This window comes from Actinomyces sp. ICM47 (genome assembly GCF_000278725.1).
Lineage (GTDB): Bacteria > Actinomycetota > Actinomycetes > Actinomycetales > Actinomycetaceae > Pauljensenia.
On the sequence record NZ_ALCA01000062.1, the window covers coordinates 1 to 15,597 of the forward strand.

Annotated in this window: 10 protein-coding genes and 1 riboswitch; of the genes, 2 read left to right on the top strand and 8 right to left on the bottom strand. The window is 66.9% G+C overall.

Annotation, left to right across the window (positions count from 1 at the left end):
* Positions 1–23: 23 nt before the first annotated feature.
* The 8 genes from purH to HMPREF1136_RS03770 all read right to left on the bottom strand — a co-directional run bounded on the left by purH (position 24) and on the right by HMPREF1136_RS03770 (position 13,031).
* Entirely contained in the window at positions 24–1,865 is a 1,842-nt protein-coding gene (gene purH / locus HMPREF1136_RS03735) for a bifunctional phosphoribosylaminoimidazolecarboxamide formyltransferase/IMP cyclohydrolase (RefSeq protein WP_009648000.1), read from the bottom strand.
* Positions 1,866–1,889: 24 nt separating this feature from the next.
* A riboswitch (ZMP/ZTP riboswitch) is annotated at positions 1,890–1,974 on the bottom strand.
* 3 nt (positions 1,975–1,977) lie between these two features.
* Complete coding sequence (locus HMPREF1136_RS03740) at positions 1,978–3,537, bottom strand: cell division protein PerM (protein ID WP_332248230.1); 1,560 nt, start codon at positions 3,535–3,537, stop codon at positions 1,978–1,980.
* Positions 3,538–3,610: 73 nt separating this feature from the next.
* Positions 3,611–4,531 carry a succinate--CoA ligase subunit alpha gene (gene sucD / locus HMPREF1136_RS03745; RefSeq protein ID WP_009648004.1) on the bottom strand — a complete coding sequence of 307 codons (921 nt, stop codon included), beginning with the start codon at positions 4,529–4,531 and terminating at the stop codon, positions 3,611–3,613.
* Positions 4,532–4,558: 27 nt separating this feature from the next.
* Positions 4,559–5,746, bottom strand: a complete 1,188-nt coding sequence (sucC, locus tag HMPREF1136_RS03750) for an ADP-forming succinate--CoA ligase subunit beta (protein ID WP_009648001.1) — start codon at positions 5,744–5,746, stop codon at positions 4,559–4,561.
* 762 nt (positions 5,747–6,508) lie between these two features.
* The gene (locus HMPREF1136_RS03755) at positions 6,509–9,400 is read right to left on the bottom strand and encodes a UvrD-helicase domain-containing protein (RefSeq protein ID WP_009647996.1); all 2,892 of its coding nucleotides are present in this window, start codon (positions 9,398–9,400) and stop codon (positions 6,509–6,511) included.
* A gap of 169 nt (positions 9,401–9,569) precedes the next feature.
* Positions 9,570–11,060 (bottom strand): DUF1846 domain-containing protein, encoded by a 1,491-nt coding sequence (locus HMPREF1136_RS03760; protein WP_009647998.1) that lies wholly within the window; start codon positions 11,058–11,060, stop codon positions 9,570–9,572.
* 133 nt (positions 11,061–11,193) lie between these two features.
* Positions 11,194–11,844, bottom strand: coding sequence for a LuxR C-terminal-related transcriptional regulator (locus HMPREF1136_RS03765; RefSeq protein WP_009648003.1), 651 nt, complete (start codon positions 11,842–11,844; stop codon positions 11,194–11,196).
* Positions 11,841–13,031 carry an ATP-binding protein gene (locus HMPREF1136_RS03770; RefSeq protein ID WP_034504781.1) on the bottom strand — a complete coding sequence of 397 codons (1,191 nt, stop codon included), beginning with the start codon at positions 13,029–13,031 and terminating at the stop codon, positions 11,841–11,843. Before HMPREF1136_RS03770 ends, HMPREF1136_RS03765 begins: the two co-directional genes overlap by 4 nt.
* Positions 13,032–13,291: 260 nt before the next feature.
* On the opposite strand from HMPREF1136_RS03770, the gene HMPREF1136_RS03775 reads away from it, so the two are divergent.
* The gene (locus HMPREF1136_RS03775) at positions 13,292–14,914 is read left to right on the top strand and encodes a PspC domain-containing protein (RefSeq protein WP_009648002.1); all 1,623 of its coding nucleotides are present in this window, start codon (positions 13,292–13,294) and stop codon (positions 14,912–14,914) included.
* Between the two features lie 14 nt (positions 14,915–14,928).
* The gene (locus tag HMPREF1136_RS03780; RefSeq protein WP_009647999.1) at positions 14,929–15,558 is read left to right on the top strand and encodes a hypothetical protein; all 630 of its coding nucleotides are present in this window, start codon (positions 14,929–14,931) and stop codon (positions 15,556–15,558) included.
* Positions 15,559–15,597: the final 39 nt, after the last annotated feature.

Genomic DNA, 15,597 nt, shown 5'->3' on the forward strand with positions numbered 1-15,597 from the left:
CCTGAGACCCACAAACGGGAAAATCAGTGCGCGAAGTGACGCGTGCCCGTCAAGTACATCGTGATGCCCGCAGCGTTCGCCGCGTCAATCGACTCCTGGTCACGCACGGAGCCACCGGGCTGAACGACGGCCTTCACGCCCGCGTCGATGAGCACCTGCAGGCCATCGGCGAAGGGGAAGAACGCATCCGACGCGGCGACCGCACCAATGGAACGCTGCTCAGGCGCCTCGGCCACGACCTCGGACGCGCGAGCGCCGCCCGCGCTGTCCACGTTGGAAGCCGCCGCGTCACCCGTCGAGCGCGAACCCAGCGTATTCGCGCGCTCAACCGCCAGCTTGCACGAGTCCACGCGGTTCACCTGGCCCATACCCACGCCCACAGACGCACCATCCTTGACCAGCAGAATCGCGTTCGAGCGCACCGCACGCACCGTGCGCCACGCGAACTCCAGGTCCGCCAACGTCGCCTCGTCGGCAGGAGCGCCGGCCGCGAGCGTCCAGTTCTCCGGGGAATCACCGGGCGCGTCAATATCGTCGCGCTCCTGGACCAGCAGGCCACCGCTGATCTGCTTGAACTCATACGAACCGCGAGCCGGGGGCTCGACCTGCAGGACGCGCAGGTTCTTCTTCGCAGAGAGCACCTCGAGCGCACCCTCCTCGTAATCGGGGGCCAGCACAACCTCGGTGAAGATCGGGACGATCTGGCGGGCCAGCTCCACGGTCACCGGTCGGTTCACGGCGATCACGCCGCCGAACGCCGACACGGGATCGCAGGCGTGCGCCAGGCGGTGCGCCTCGGCCACATCGTCGGCCACCGCGATGCCGCAGGGGTTCGCATGCTTGATGATCGCCACGCAGGGGCGCTCGTGATCGTAGGCGGCGCGCAGCGCGGCGTCGCCGTCCGTGTAGTTGTTGAAGCTCATGGCCTTGCCGTGCAGCTGGCGCGCGTTCGCGATGCCCGGGGCCAAGGCCTCCTCGTCGAAGGATTCATCCTCGAAGGCCTCGTCGATCTCGCGGTACACGGCCGCACCCTGGTGCGGGTTCTCGCCGTAGCGCAGCGACTCCACGCGCTCGAACGCGTCAGCGACGAACACGGGCATACCCGCGGCCTGCCCCTCCTCCTCGGCGACCTCCACCACGTAGTCCTCGCCCGCCTCGTAGCCCAGCGACTCCAGGAACGCCGCATCCGAGGCGTCCAGGTGTGCTTCTGCGGCGTCATCCAGCGTCTCACGCACGTCCTCAAGACCCAGCTCGTCGGCAAACCAGCCGGCAATCGCCAGATCATAGGTCGCCGTATGGGCGAAAGCCTCGGCGGCCAACACACGGCGCTGCTCGAGGGTGAAGCCCTCCCCCGCCACGGCCTCGGCGACCTCCGCGTAACGCTCCGGAGAAGTCACGACCGCAACCGACGGATGATTCTTTGCCGCAGCGCGCACCATCGAAGGACCGCCAATATCGATCTGCTCGACGCACTCGTCAAAGGATGCACCCGACGCAACCGTGTCCTGGAAGGGGTACAGGTTACACACGACCAGGTCGAACGCCCGGATGCCCAACTGCGCGATCTGCTCGCGGTGCGCAGCCTTACGCTGGTCGGCCAGGATGCCGGAATGAATGAAGGGATGCAGGGTCTTCACGCGCCCCTCAAGCACCTCGGGGAAGCCGGTCACGTCGTCAACCGGGGTAACAGCCACGCCCGCGGTCGCGATGCGAGCAGCCGTCGAGCCAGTGGAGACGATCTCCACACCGGCCTCGCCCAGCGCGCGCGCAAGGTCCTCCAGGCCCGTCTTGTCATACACGGAAATCAGGGCCCGCTTAATGGGGCGCACGTCGATGGGTTCCAGGTTGTCCAGGGAGACGGACATAGTTCCTCCAGGTTAAGAGCCAAACCCAGGCGCCCAGGCGGGCGACGCCTCGCGGGACATGCAGCCGCTCCCCGGTGGTGATCCACCCTCGCCAGTCGCGGCACCTCCCAGTCTAGTTCAGGCCCTCACCCTTCGTCCCCTTCGCCTCGGGGTCATCCGTGTCACCCTCGTCATCCTTGTCAGCGGGCTCAGCCCACGCCACGCGCTTCTGGCGCCTGACCCGCCGCTTCGCCGCCTTCACCGACTCAGCCCACGCCGCACGGTTCCTCCACGCGGCCCGCGGCTTGTCAGGCTGAACGGCCTCAGCGGACTCAGCCCACGGCTCACCGACCTCCGTCGCGTCCGCCGACCCCGCGTCATCCCCGCGCTCAGCCCAGGCCTCGTCCCCCTCGATCAACGAGGCCGTGGCCGCCTCACGCGACAAACGCTCAGCGTGGCGGCGGCGCAGGGCCTCACCCTCGGAGCGCACGCGGCCCGCACTCTGCCCCACCAAAGCCAGCGTCGTCGGATGCGTGACAAGCGGCACGAGCATCGCCGGCAGCGCAATCTCCACGAACAAATACAGCGTCGACCGCCCCACAAGCGGCCCCATGAACGCCAAACGCACCGACCCCATGCTCATCGTCGCGCTCCACATCCACAGCGCAACAATCGAAACAAAAACAACCGAGGCCAGGACACCCTGTGCGCTCTGATGCAACAAGTGAGAACGCCGATACACGCGCGCCGAGGCAACGCCACAAGCGATACCCAACGCAACCGGCACAAGAACCACCCAGCTGCCGGGAGCCGTCTCCGGGACCGTCCCCAGCAGCGGAATCGGCGGAATCGGCCCCGCGTCCACGACCGTCGGCGAATGCAGCGAATCCGTCGCCGTCATGAAACCCGCGCCCGACCACCAGGCCGCCGCCCAGGCCATCGCCGTGGGAGCAAACAGCGCCTGCGCGCCCACAATAAACATCGTATCCACCAGCGACGAGGCGCCGAGCAGCTCCTGGATGCCACTCGCACGACCCCAGCCCGCCACCAGCGCGACCACCGCCGCAGCGGCAGCCGCGACCACCGTCACCAGACTCACGAGGCCACCCATCTTGAAGCCACCAGAAATCCAATGCTGCATCGACGGAGCCTCAGAATCACGCGAATAACTGGACACCACGAACCAACCCGACCCAATGAGAGGAATCAGAACCGCGCCGACCGTGCCCGTCCACCACTGCGAATGAACCCCCGACGTACCCGCCAGAAACCACGCGGTCAGGAGGAACCCGGGCACCGCAAACAGCGCCGACGACCGCGGAAACCCCGTCGTCGTACGCAACAAAAGCCGCACGAGGAGGATCAACAGCGCACCAAAAAGCGTCGGAATCACACGGTAAGACACTCCCCCGGCCACCGACGTACCCCCCAGGGTCGCCACCCACAAGTCACCGCCCAACGCCAGCGCATCACGCGGCAACGTGTCACTCATCCACGTGTTCGAGCGCAGCGACAGGTAGACGATCATCGTGGTCACGGTCGTAATCGCCCACCCCGCGAAGGCCGCCTCCACGCCCGCGACGAGGCCACGCGCCCATCCCTTCGGGACCCTGACACGAATGGTCGCTCGACCCGCCACATACGTGGTCGTCGTCCGTCGGGTGATCGGTACTTCTCTGATGCGCTCACTCACAGGCCAATGGTGACAGAATCGGCCCGGGGCCGCGACGCTGCACGCCGACCCCGGGCCGATTCAAGCTGTGACGTTATCGCGAGAGGATCTCACGAGCGATCTGCGCCGTCTGCGAAGGAGTGCGACCCACGCGCACCCCCACAGCCTCGAGCGCCTCCGCCTTCGCCGCGGCCGTGCCGGACGAACCGGAGACAATCGCTCCCGCGTGGCCCATCGTCTTACCCTCGGGGGCAGTGAAGCCAGCAATGTAAGCGACGACGGGCTTCGTCATGTTCTCCTGAATCCACGCGGCCGCGCGCTCCTCGGCGTCGCCGCCGATCTCGCCGATCATGATGACGAGATCCGTATCGGGATCCGCCTCGAAAGCAGCCAGCGCGTCAATGTGGGTGGTGCCCACGACCGGGTCGCCGCCAATACCCAGGCACGTCGTGAAGCCAAAGTCGCGCAGCTCGTACATGAGCTGGTAGGTCAACGTGCCGGACTTCGAGACGAGGCCGAGTCGGCCCGGACCCGTGATGTCCGCCGGGGTGATGCCCAGGTTCGCCTGCGCGGGCGAGATGATGCCGGGGCAGTTCGGGCCGATCAAACGCACGCCCGCCTCGAGCACACGCTCAACGACGATGGTCGAGTCCTGGACGGGGATGCCCTCGGTGATGAGAACAATCGTCTCAATACCCGCCTCGATGGCCTCCAGGGCAGCACCCTTCGCGAAGGCCGGGGGCACGAAGATGACGGAGGCGTTCGCTCCGGTGGCCTCGCGAGCCTCGGCGACCGTGCCGAAGACGGGGATCTCGACCTGACCGTCGGTGACCTTGTCCGCGCCCGGGCCGTAGCCCTGCACGTCGAAAGTGACGGTCGTGCCAGCCTTGCGCGGGTTCGTACCGCCCACGATGGCCGTGCCGGCGCTGAGCATACGCTGGGTGTGCTTGCGGCCCTCGGCACCGGTCATGCCCTGGACGATGACCCGGGTGTCAGAGTTGACGAAAATAGTCATGGGTATTCTCCTGCGGTTCTCGGGTCGTTACTTCGACGGCTCCTGGGCTGCGAGCTCGGCTGCGCGCCGGGCCGCCCCATCCATCGTTTCTTCCATGTGGACGAGCGGGTGCGCGGCCTGCTCGAGGATCGCGCGGCCCTCCTCGACCTTGTTGCCATCGAGGCGCACGACCAACGGCTTGGAGGCCGCATCCCCCAACGTCTCGAGCGCGCCGATGATGCCGCGAGCGACCTGGTCGCAGGCGGTGATGCCGCCGAAAACGTTGACGAACACGGAACGAACCTGCTCATCGCCGAGGATGATATCCAGGCCCTTAGCCATGACCTCAGCCGAGGCACCGCCGCCGATGTCCAGGAAGTTCGCGGGCTTCACGCCACCAAACTCCTCGCCGGCCATCGCGACCACGTCGAGCGTCGACATGACGAGGCCCGCGCCGTTACCGATCACGCCAACTTGGCCTTCCAGGCGCACATAGTTGAGTCCCGCTGCCTTCGCGGCGGCCTCGCGCGGATCTTGCGTCGCCACGTCCACCAGCTCGGCGTGGCCAGGGTGGCGGAAGCGCGCGTTGTCGTCAAGGGTTACCTTGCCGTCGACGGCCCACACGGAGCCGTCGGGGCTGGAGACCAGCGGGTTGACCTCAACCAGAGTCGCGTCCTCATCGCGGTAGACGGTCCACAGGGTCTCGAGGACCGGGGCGATGGTCTGCGCCGTGGCCTCGTCGAAACCCGCTTCCGTGGCAATACGGCGGGCGACCTCGGCGTCGATGCCGACGACCGGGTCGAGAGGCACACGAGCCAGGGCCTCGGGGCGTTCCTTCGCGAGGGTCTCGATGTCCATGCCGCCCTCGCGCGAACACATCGCCAGGTGGCGGCGGTTCGAACGGTCCAGCAGGATCGAGAAGTAGTATTCGGCGGCGATGTCCGCGCCAACCGCAATCATGACCTTCTTCACGATGTGGCCCTTAATGTCGAGGCCGAGGATCGCCTCAGCCTTCTCGTAGGCCTCGTCGGCGGTGTGAGCGAGCTTGACGCCACCAGCTTTGCCGCGGCCACCCGTCTTCACCTGAGCCTTGACAACCAGCAGGGAGGCACCCTCCGCCAGCAGCTCGCGCGCACCCTCACGCGCCTCCTCGGGGGTCGACGCCAGGCGGTAGTCAAGCACGGGCACCCCATGCTCCTTGAACATCTGCCTAGCCTGGTACTCGTAAAGATCCACCTTATTCCCTCCGTTGAACGTGGTGTGGTCAGCGCAATAATTCTAGCGTGGGACCGGTGAGAATGCCCTCGTTCCCGCACATTATCAAGGCTTGTTGCAGCCTTGACCCGGGCACTCTCTTCCTTTGACGTTGCTTTGCGTTGCGAGGTGGGCTGTTGGCGTCGTCGGGGCGGACAGTTTGTGGTGCCCCGCCCACCTGACATTTCTCAATGCAGCATGACAGCACGCGCCGCGAATCCTTTGGCGGCGGTCGAGCATGGATGTCATTCCCGTATACACATGGCCCAATTCGTGACGAATCGACGCACTTCATTGCACACGTTAACCCGACGAGTGGCGGCCTAGGCTCCTTCATGCGCACGTTAACCCGCTAACCTGCACGTGGGTCCTCTAATCCACACGTTAACCCGCTAATGCGAGCATGGGCAGCCCAGCCCACACTCCAATGAGCGGGTTTACGTGCGATATAGAGGGTTAGCGCTCAGAACAGAGGGCTTGCGTGCGAACAACACACCATGGCCGACACAGTTTTGCTCAAAACGCAGACCACCTCGCCCATAACAGCCCGTTTCCAGCGTTTTTCGCCGAGGTGGTCTGCACTTTGGGCGCGACACCACTTCGAACTACGATCTCACCGTCGCCAAACGGGGGATTTTCGCGACACGAGGAACCGACACACCGAGCGAAGCTCGCAGCGCGGACAGCTCGCGGGCGGGCCGCCGTCCACGGGCACACCAAGCAGCCCGGCCCCGAGGGGAAACCCTAGGAAATCTTTTCCATCGGGGCCATGCGCACGAGGAGGCGCTTCTCGCCCACGCCGAAGCGGATGCGAGCCACGGTGCGTGGCCCTTCCCCTTCGACGCCGGTCACGGTGCCGACCCCCAGGGTCGCGTGCTTGATGCGGTCCCCGACCTTGAGCGAGAGCACCGGCTTGTCGTCGGCCGACTTAGCGGCGGAGGCGACGCCCATGCGGGTCACCTTGCGCACGCCGGACGGCTGGGCGGCCGCGCCCCGGCGCCCCGACCCGAAGGCGCCCGTGTCGGTATCGCCCCACGGGTCGTGCCCATCGGATCCGCGCGAGCGCCCATGGGAACCTGAGCCGTACGATCCGGACCCGTAGGATCCGCCGTAGGAGGCACGCATGCGCTCCCCCGAGGTGGCGGCGCGGCGCACGTCGAGCAGCTCAGCGGGGATATCGTCGAGGAATCGCGACGGCGGCATCTCCTGCGGAGTCCCCCAGGCGCTACGCACGGCCGCGCGCGTCAGGTAGAGGCGTTCGCGCGCACGCGTGATGGCCACGTACGCCAGGCGGCGTTCCTCCTCCAGCTCGCTCTCGTCCCCGAGGCTGCGCTGGTGCGGGAAGGTGCCGTCCTCCATGCCGGTAACGAACACGACCGGAAATTCGAGGCCCTTGGCGGTATGCACGGTCATAAGGGTGACTTGCCCGCCGCGCTCGCCCTCCGCGGGCACCTGGTCCGAGTCGGCGACGAGAGCGACGCGCTCGAGGAAGTCCGCGAGGGTGCCGCCGGGCGCGTCGGCCGCGAAGGCACCCGCGACCGAGTGCAGTTCCGCCAGGTTTTCGACGCGCGAGGCGTCCTGCGGATCGTCGCTGCGGCGCAGCTCCGCGAGGTAGCCCGTGCGGTCGAGGACCTCTTCGAGGATGTCGGCCTGGGACGCGCCGCGGGATTCAGCAGCGCGCAGCGTCTCGATGAGTCCCCAGAAAGCTGCCGCCGACTTCGCAGCGCGGGCGGTGATGCCCACGACCTCGGGCACACTCGCGGGATCGGGCACACTCGCGGGATCAGGGGTGCGAGCAGGATCAGGGGTGCGAGCAGGATTCGCGGCTCCGGTTGCCTCCGGCGTCGTCCGGGACGAAGCCGGGGCCGCAGCCGCGCTCTCATCCTCAGCGACGCTTGCCGCCGGGTTCTCCCCCGCCCCCTGAGCGGAGGACGTGGGAGCCGAAGACCCGGCCGAGGCCTCGTCCGGGGACGCGGAACGAGCGAGCGCGTCGATGTCGATCCCCTCGCCCTCGCCGGCGGGGCACCCGGCGCGCACCCACAGGTGGCGCAGGGCCGCACCAAACGAGATGCCATAGCGGGCGGCGTGCGCGGCGATGGCTTCTTCGGCCTTGGCACCGATGCCGCGCTTGGGGACGTTGAGGATGCGGCGGGCGGCGACCGTGTCGTCGGGGTTGGAGATGACCTGCAGGTAGGCCAGCGCATCCTTGATTTCGCGGCGCTCGTAGAAGCGGGTGCCGCCGACGACGCGATACGGGATGCCTTGGCGCACGAGGAGTTCTTCGAGCGCGCGGGACTGGGCGTTCGTCCGGTAGAAGATCGCGATGTCGCCCCAGTCGGTGCCGGCCTCGGCCAGGCGATCAATCTCGCCGACGACGAAGCGCGCCTCGTCGTGCTCGGAGTCCGCGGCGTCCAGGGTGATGAGCGCGCCGTCGCCCGAGGCCGTCCACAGGTTTTTTGCGCGGCGCCCCGTGTTGCGGGCGATGACGGCGTTCGCGGCAGACAGGATGTTCTGCGTCGAGCGGTAGTTCTGCTCGAGCAGGATGGTGCGCGCGCCCGCGAAGTCGCGCTCAAACTCTTCGATGTTGCGGATCGTGGCCCCGCGGAAAGCGTAGATCGATTGATCGGAGTCACCGACGACCGTCAGCTCCGCAGGCGTCACCCCATCGGATCCGTCGCCCACGAGGGCTCTCACGAGGACGTACTGGGCGTGGTTCGTGTCCTGGTACTCGTCGACCAGGATGTGACGGAAGCGCCGGTGATAGTGCTCGGCGATCAGCGGATTATCGCGCAGCAGCTCAACCGTGCGCATGATGAGGTCGTCGAAATCCAGCGCGTTCGAGGCGCGCATACGCTTGTCGTACTCGACGTAGGCTGCCGCGACGATACGCGACACCGGGTCCTTGCCCGCCAGGTCCGCGTAGCGCGCCGGGCCGATCAGCTCGTTCTTCGCGTCCGAGATGCGCGCCGCCACCATCTTCGGGGTGAAGCGCTTAATGTCGACGTCCTGTGCCTTGAGGACCATCTGGATGAGGCGCTGAGAGTCCTGCGCGTCGTAGATCGTGAACGACGAGGACAGGCCCGCCGCCTCGTGTTCGTAGCGCAGCAGGCGCACGCACGCCGAGTGGAAGGTCGACACCCACATGCGCCGCGCGTCGTCCCCCACGAGGGAACCCGCCCGTTCGCGCATCTCGGCGGCTGCCTTGTTCGTGAACGTGATCGCGAGGATCTGCCCCGCCCGCGCTCGACCCGTGGCCAGCAGGTAGGCGATGCGGTGCGTGAGGACGCGCGTCTTGCCGGAACCCGCGCCCGCCAGGATCAGCAGCGGCGATCCCGCGTGCGTGACCGCCTCGCGCTGGCGATCATTCAGGCCGCGCGTGAGGGAATCGGGATCCACGCTGGGGTGCTGGGGCTGATTCCACGAGGACTCGAACGAGGCCTGGGCTGGCTCCCACGCGGAAGGCGCCCCCGACTCGCCGCCGGGCATAGCGATCTCGGGCCACCCGTCGTCGTAGTCGGCTCCCAGGGCGTCCTCCACGTCGAAGGCGGGAACCTCCGGCGGCACGTAGTCGTCCTGGAATCCCCCATCGGAGCCGATCAAGAAACCAAGGTCAGGCAAAGAAGTCGCATCACTCATCGCCTCCAAGCCTAAACCGCCCCACCCTCACAAGCATGAAAAGCCTTCCATTCCCTGGACTTCAATTTCAATGTCCAAGAAACGGGAGGCAGTTCAAAGGGCGGTTCGCGACGAGGCCGGGGCCTCCCCGCGCTCATACGCGACAGAAACCCCGGCCTCGTCGAAGTGATTACTTCTTGCGGTACAGCGACTTCGTCGCGTACACCGGCTCCGTCGTCACCTGAATGCCCAGGGAACGGAAGATGCCCTCGTCCACGGGACCCAGAATGACCGACTCGTGCACATCGCAGTCGCGCAGCGAACTCAGCTTATCCAGGGCACGTCGCGCATTGTCGTCGCCGTTCGCGCTGACCGCGAGCGCAATGAGGACCTCGTCCGTGTGCAGGCGCGGGTTGCGAGAACCCAGGTCGTGAGTCTTGAGGCGCTGGATCGGCTCGATCGACTGCGGGGCCAAGAGCTGGACCTCGTCGGGCAGGCCCGCGAGCTTCTTGAGCGCGTTGAGCAGCATCGCCGAGGAACAGCCCAGCAGCGCCGACGTCTTACCCGTGACGATCTGACCGTCGGGCAGCTCCATCGCGGCGGCGGGCTGACCCGTGGCCTCAGCGAGTTCCAGGGCGGGGCGCACGACCGGACGGTCCATGCGACCCACGCCGACGCGGCTCATCAGCAGGGAGATGCGGGCCGACTGCACCGGCTCACTCATCTCCTTCTTCTCGGTCACGAGGGCCTTGTAGTAGCGGCGGATGATCTCCTGGCGCGACGCCTCCTTGCAGGCCTCGTCGTCGACGATGCAATTGCCAGCCATGTTCACGCCCATATCCGTGGGACTCTTGTACGGGGAAGCGCCGAGGATCTTCTCGAACAGGCGGCTCAAGACCGGGAAAATCTCCACATCGCGGTTGTAGTTAACCGTCTTGATCCCGTAGGCCTCCAGGTGGAAGGGGTCAATCATGTTGACGTCGTCCAGGTCGGCCGTGGCAGCCTCATAGGCGATATTCACCGGGTGATCAAGGGGAATATTCCAGATCGGGAAGGTCTCCCACTTCGCATACCCCGACTCAATCCCGCGCTTGTGGTCGTGATACAGCTGCGACAGACAGGTCGCCATCTTGCCGGATCCCGGGCCTGGAGCAGTCACAACCACGAGGTCACGGCTGGTCTGAACGTATTCGTTCGCGCCGTAACCCTCGTCCGAGACGATGCGCTCGACGTCCGAGGGGTAGCCGGGAATCGGGAAGTGACGGTAGACGCGGATGCCGAGCTTCTCAAAGCGCTCCTTGACCTCGGCGGCCGCCTTGTTGTCATCCGTCCACTGGGTGATGACAACGGAGCCGACGTACAGGCCGCGCTCGCGGAACTCGTCGATCTGACGCAGAACCTCGTCGTCGTAGGTGGTTCCCATGTCGGCGCGGACCTTGCGGCGCGCGAAATCCTTGGCGTTGACGGCGACGATGATCTCGACTTCGTCGGCCAGTTCGCGCAGCATACGCACCTTGTTGTCGGGCGTGAAACCGGGCAGAACACGCGAGGCATGCATGTCGTCGATCAGCTTGCCGCCGAACTCCAAATACAGCTTGCCGCCGAATTCACTGCGTCGCTGGGCAATGTGTCGAGACTGCATCTCGACGTACTGATCACTGTCAAAACCGATGCGGTGCATGCGTCCTCCGAGGTCGCGGAAATAAAAGAGGCCGTCCGTGCGGGGCGGTCAGGCGCTGTCACGCTCTCGGGATTCCATTGTAGGCACGCCGGACCAGCGGGCGATGATCGGCGCGTACAAAAGGGGGCTGACCTCACACGATGTGTCGTTGCATGGCCCAGCGCGTCAGCTCATTGCGGTTGGAGAGCTGGAGCTTGCGCAGGACCGAGCTGACGTGCGTCTCGACGGTCTTGATGGAGATGAACAGGTCGTGGGCGACTTCCTTGTACGTGTAGCCGCGAGCGATGAGGCGCATGACCTCCTGCTCGCGCGCGGACAGCAGATCCAGCTCAGAGTCGGTCGTCGAGACCTCCCCCGTCCCGAAGGCGTCCAGCACGAAACCGGCTAGGCGCGGGCTGAAGGCAGCGTCGCCGGCGGCGACGCGGTTGATTGCCTCGACCAGCTCGGGCGTGGAGATCGACTTAGTGACGTACCCGCGAGCGCCCGCGCGGATGACCTGGACGACGTCCTCGGCGGAGTCTGAGACGGACAGTGCCAGGAAGTGCAGGCCGTCGATGTCGCGGCAGGAGCTGGCGACCTCGGCCCCCCCGCCGCCGTTGCCGCCGGGCAGGTGCACGTCAAGGAGAGCAACATCGGGGGTCAGGGCGCGGCACGCTGCGATGGCACCTTCGACGTCGGCGGCGTCTCCGACGATCTCAAGGTCGGCCCCGGAGTGTTCAAGCTCGAAGCGCACCCCGGCGCGAACCATGGGGTGATCGTCGATGACAAGGATGCGGATGGTCACTGTGTCCTCCCGGTGGGGGCTGTTTCTTCCAGAATATCGGAGCGCGGCACGCTCAGAGCAATTTCGGTGCCGCGCGACAGAGCACGGATCGTGGCGCTTCCCCCGGCCCTGCGCATGCGCCCGACGATGGAGTCACGCACGCCGTGGCGGTCGGCCGCGATTGTGGCGGGGTCGAATCCTTCGCCGTTGTCCTTCACGAAGGCCTCGACGACGCGGGCGCGCACCTCGACGTAGACGGAGACGGGCGGGGCACCGTGGCGCACGGCGTTCTGGCAGGCCTCGGCCAGAGCCGCGACGAGGGCAAGCTCGCCCGGGCCGGGCCGCATGTCGCCGACGACAACGACGCTGATCGGCACACCATAGCGGCTCTCGACGCCGACAACGGCCTCGGTGACAGCAGCCTCGAGAGAGTCAGCGGCCTGCGCGTGGCCCGTGTACAGCCAGGCGCGCAGCTCGCGTTCCTCGGTCAGGGCAATGGCGCGCACGCGCGCCGGGTCCTCGGCGGAGGCGCGAATCAGAGTCAGCGTCTGAAGCACGGAGTCGTGCAGGTGTGCGGCAATGTCGGCGCGCTCAGCCTCGCGCACCCGCTGTGCCTGGGCCTCGGACAAATCCTTCGTCGTACGCAGCCACATGGGGACAAGCGCAAAGAGAACGCCGGCAACTAGGGCAGCACCAATGAGACCGCCACGCAGCAGGATGACGGGTGGGTTGTCACGCGAGGCGGCCATGACGACGCCGAGGCTCAGCAGCGCAATACCGCCCACGACCGCGCCGATAAAGCGCACCGAGCGCCAATTGCGCACCTCGCGGCTCTGGCTCCACACCAAAGTGATACCCGCGATGATCGACACGATGGAACCCATGTCGCTCCACTCAAGGGCGCTCGTCGCGTTCAGGATCGCGCCAAGCACCGCGGCAACCAGCAGAGCCACGCCCGTGACGATCATACGGTTACGCGCAACCTGAGCGGCCCTCTCCTGACGCACACGCACGAGGCCGGGGCTGAGCGTGCCCGCCGCCGAGGCCTCGGGCGAATCCTCGGGGACCGTCACCCACAGCCACAGGTAGGCGACCGCGCCGACGCCGAGAAAGGTCAGGGCGATGAGGCCGCCGCGGATCACCATGACCGGGACGCCCAGGTGCACGGCCAGGCCCGAGCACACGCCCGCCATCCAGGGGGCAGGCATGTCCGGACTGGAGGCTGTCGCGCGCGCAAGCGGGGGCCTGGCGGGCGGTGCCGGAATCGGCGGCGTCCACCCAGGATGCGGGTTGTTGACCGTGCTGCTCACGTGTCCATTGTGGCACGTCCAGGGACGAGGCCGGGGGTACCCCCGGCACAATCAGGGGCGGTTCAGGGGGTCCCCTACTATCGCGAGGGGACCCCCGTTTGGTTGAGTAGTGGTATCCGATCCGAATGTATGCGGATCCCATCGAGAGGAAGTGCACCATGAGTTGGTCAAATGGTCCGTCGGACCAGGGCGGTGCCTACGGACAGCGTCCGCCCCGCAAGCGTTTCTTTGAGTCCATGCGAGCCTCCGGCTGGTACCGAGCCCACCCTCGCGTCATCGGCGGCGTCTGCTCGGGCATCGCTGCACGCAGCGGATGGGACCTGTCGCTCGTGCGAGTCCTCACCGTCATCGCAGCCCTGTGCCTGCCCTTCGTGACGCTCGCCTACGGCCTGGCGTGGCTCCTCCTGCCCGAGGCTCAGGACGGGCGCATCCACGCGGAGGAAACCGCAGAAGGACGCTTCGACATTGCCTTCCTGGGAGGTCTCCTCCTGTGCCTTGTCAGCGTGTCCTCCGTCCTGCCCTCCGTCGGCATCCTCGGCGGTATTGGCATCGGTCTCGGTGCTGGCTGGCTCGGCTTCCTCGTAGTTTCCGCCTTCGTCGTCGGCCTCATTGCCTTCGTCATCTCGAGCGCGAACAAGTCCGGACAGAACCAGGCCACCGGCTCGGCACCGCAGTACGGCACCCCGAGCACTCCGGGAGGAGCGGGAACGACCGCCCCTTTTGGGCCGACCACCCCGACCGCTAACGTGGAGGGGGACACCATGGGCGGACAGCAGAGCGCCCACGGCTTCCCCACCTACGGGGAACCTGCCGCCAGCACGCAGGCTCACACGCAGGCCGGGCCTCGCCCGGCAGACGCTCGCCCCTCCCAGCCCCACCCGGGCTGGACGCCTCCACCGAGCGCACCCAAGCCTCGTCGATGGGCCGCGCCCCCTGTGCCGACCCACCGCCCCCGCACCGTTTCCTCGCGCGTCAACATGGCGATCACCGGCCTGCTGGTCCTCGTAGCGGCTGCCGTCTTCGCCGGCATTTACATGGTCGACAAGGGTCCCGTCATCCCCTTCATCACAGCAGAAACCGGGGAGCAGACGGTCGCGCGCATCATCGTCATCGGCGGCGGCGTGTGCCTCCTCATCGTCGGACTGTCCCTGGCGGTTGCCGCCCTGCGTGACCGCAGCGCCGGCTGGCTGACCACGCTGTCGATTCTCGGCATCATCGTCGCGCTGCCGACAGCCGCCATCGGCACCGAAGCGACACAGAAGACGATCTCCACGTTCAGCTCCTCGATCAGCAACTCCACGGGCGACAAGACCGTCGATTGGACGGTCACCTCCGTACAGGGCGCGAGTCCCCTGGGCACCGTCACCCTCGACCTGACCGGGGCACCTGTCGGCACAACCAAGCAGATCACCGTGAGCTGGCAGGCCTGGGAGCACCTGACGATCCAGACGGCGGAGGGTCAGCCCGTCCAGATCGTGTGCCGGTCGAGTATCGGCTCCCTGGTGACGAACATGACGAACGACGGCTGGGCCGCCCCGTTGAAGAACTGCCCGGGCCAGACCGTGTCCTCCCCCTCGTGGGGCGATACGTCGCTCGGGGGGATCACCGTCCTCATCACGGATGACGTGGTCCTTGAGAACCTGACGATCCTGCAGTCCCCCGACACCTCGGGCACGTGGGGTTCCACCCCGACACAGGCGCCCTCGTCTACCCCGACGCCCACCCCGACGCAGTCAGCGTCCCCCTCGTCCACTCCCGCCTACACCACTCCGGGCAACTGAGGAAGGAAACGACCATGACTACCCCCAACAACGACGCGACCAGCGAGTTCACCGGGACCGACGTCACCTCGCGCTACCCCGAACTGGATGTGACGAGCACGCTGCCCACGACCCCGGAACCGACCCTGGAGATGCCCTCCACTGATCCGCTCGCGATCTTCCACGAGGAGGAGGGGGCCACTGCATCTGGGAGTCGCACAGCCTTCGATCCGGCGTTCACGGGTGAGACGACGGCGCCTGCGGCTGCTACGTCCCCCGGGGCCTCCCAGCCCGAGGCCGGGGCTGGTTCGCGCTCACAGGACCCCTCGGGGGCACACTCCGGGGCGACGGGAACGGGGCCGGGCGCTTCGGGCGCACAGACGTGGAGCGCACCCGCCTGGCCCGTCAACTATCACGACCTGCCCGAGGCACCCAGCAGGGGTGTGCGCGTCGGCGCGTTCGTCTGGGCGCTCCTCGTGTGCATGGTCGGCGCGTTCCTGATCGCCGAAGCCTACATCACGACCTTCAACCTGCCTGTTCTCGGCATCAGTGCCGTCGCGGCCCTCGGCGTCATCCTGATTCTGACCGCGATCTTCTCCGGTCGTTCAAAGAAGTCTCGTGGCAGCCAGTCCACGAGTGCCGCCGACGCGATCCGTACGCAGTAGCTCACGCGCCGCTCAGCGGCGTTGCATAAGGGGTGGGTC

Bases quoted from the DNA above. Each gene is read 5' to 3' on its own strand.
- purH (WP_009648000.1), bottom strand. From the start codon at position 1,865: ATGTCCGTCTCCCTGGACAACCTGGAACCCATCGACGTGCGCCCCATT.
- sucD (WP_009648004.1), bottom strand. From the start codon at position 4,531: ATGACTATTTTCGTCAACTCTGACACCCGGGTCATCGTCCAGGGCATG.
- HMPREF1136_RS03755 (WP_009647996.1), bottom strand. From the start codon at position 9,400: ATGAGTGATGCGACTTCTTTGCCTGACCTTGGTTTCTTGATCGGCTCC.
- HMPREF1136_RS03760 (WP_009647998.1), bottom strand. From the start codon at position 11,060: ATGCACCGCATCGGTTTTGACAGTGATCAGTACGTCGAGATGCAGTCT.
- HMPREF1136_RS03770 (WP_034504781.1), bottom strand. From the start codon at position 13,031: ATGCCTGCCCCCTGGATGGCGGGCGTGTGCTCGGGCCTGGCCGTGCAC.
- HMPREF1136_RS03775 (WP_009648002.1), top strand. From the start codon at position 13,292: ATGAGTTGGTCAAATGGTCCGTCGGACCAGGGCGGTGCCTACGGACAG.
- HMPREF1136_RS03780 (WP_009647999.1), top strand. From the start codon at position 14,929: ATGACTACCCCCAACAACGACGCGACCAGCGAGTTCACCGGGACCGAC.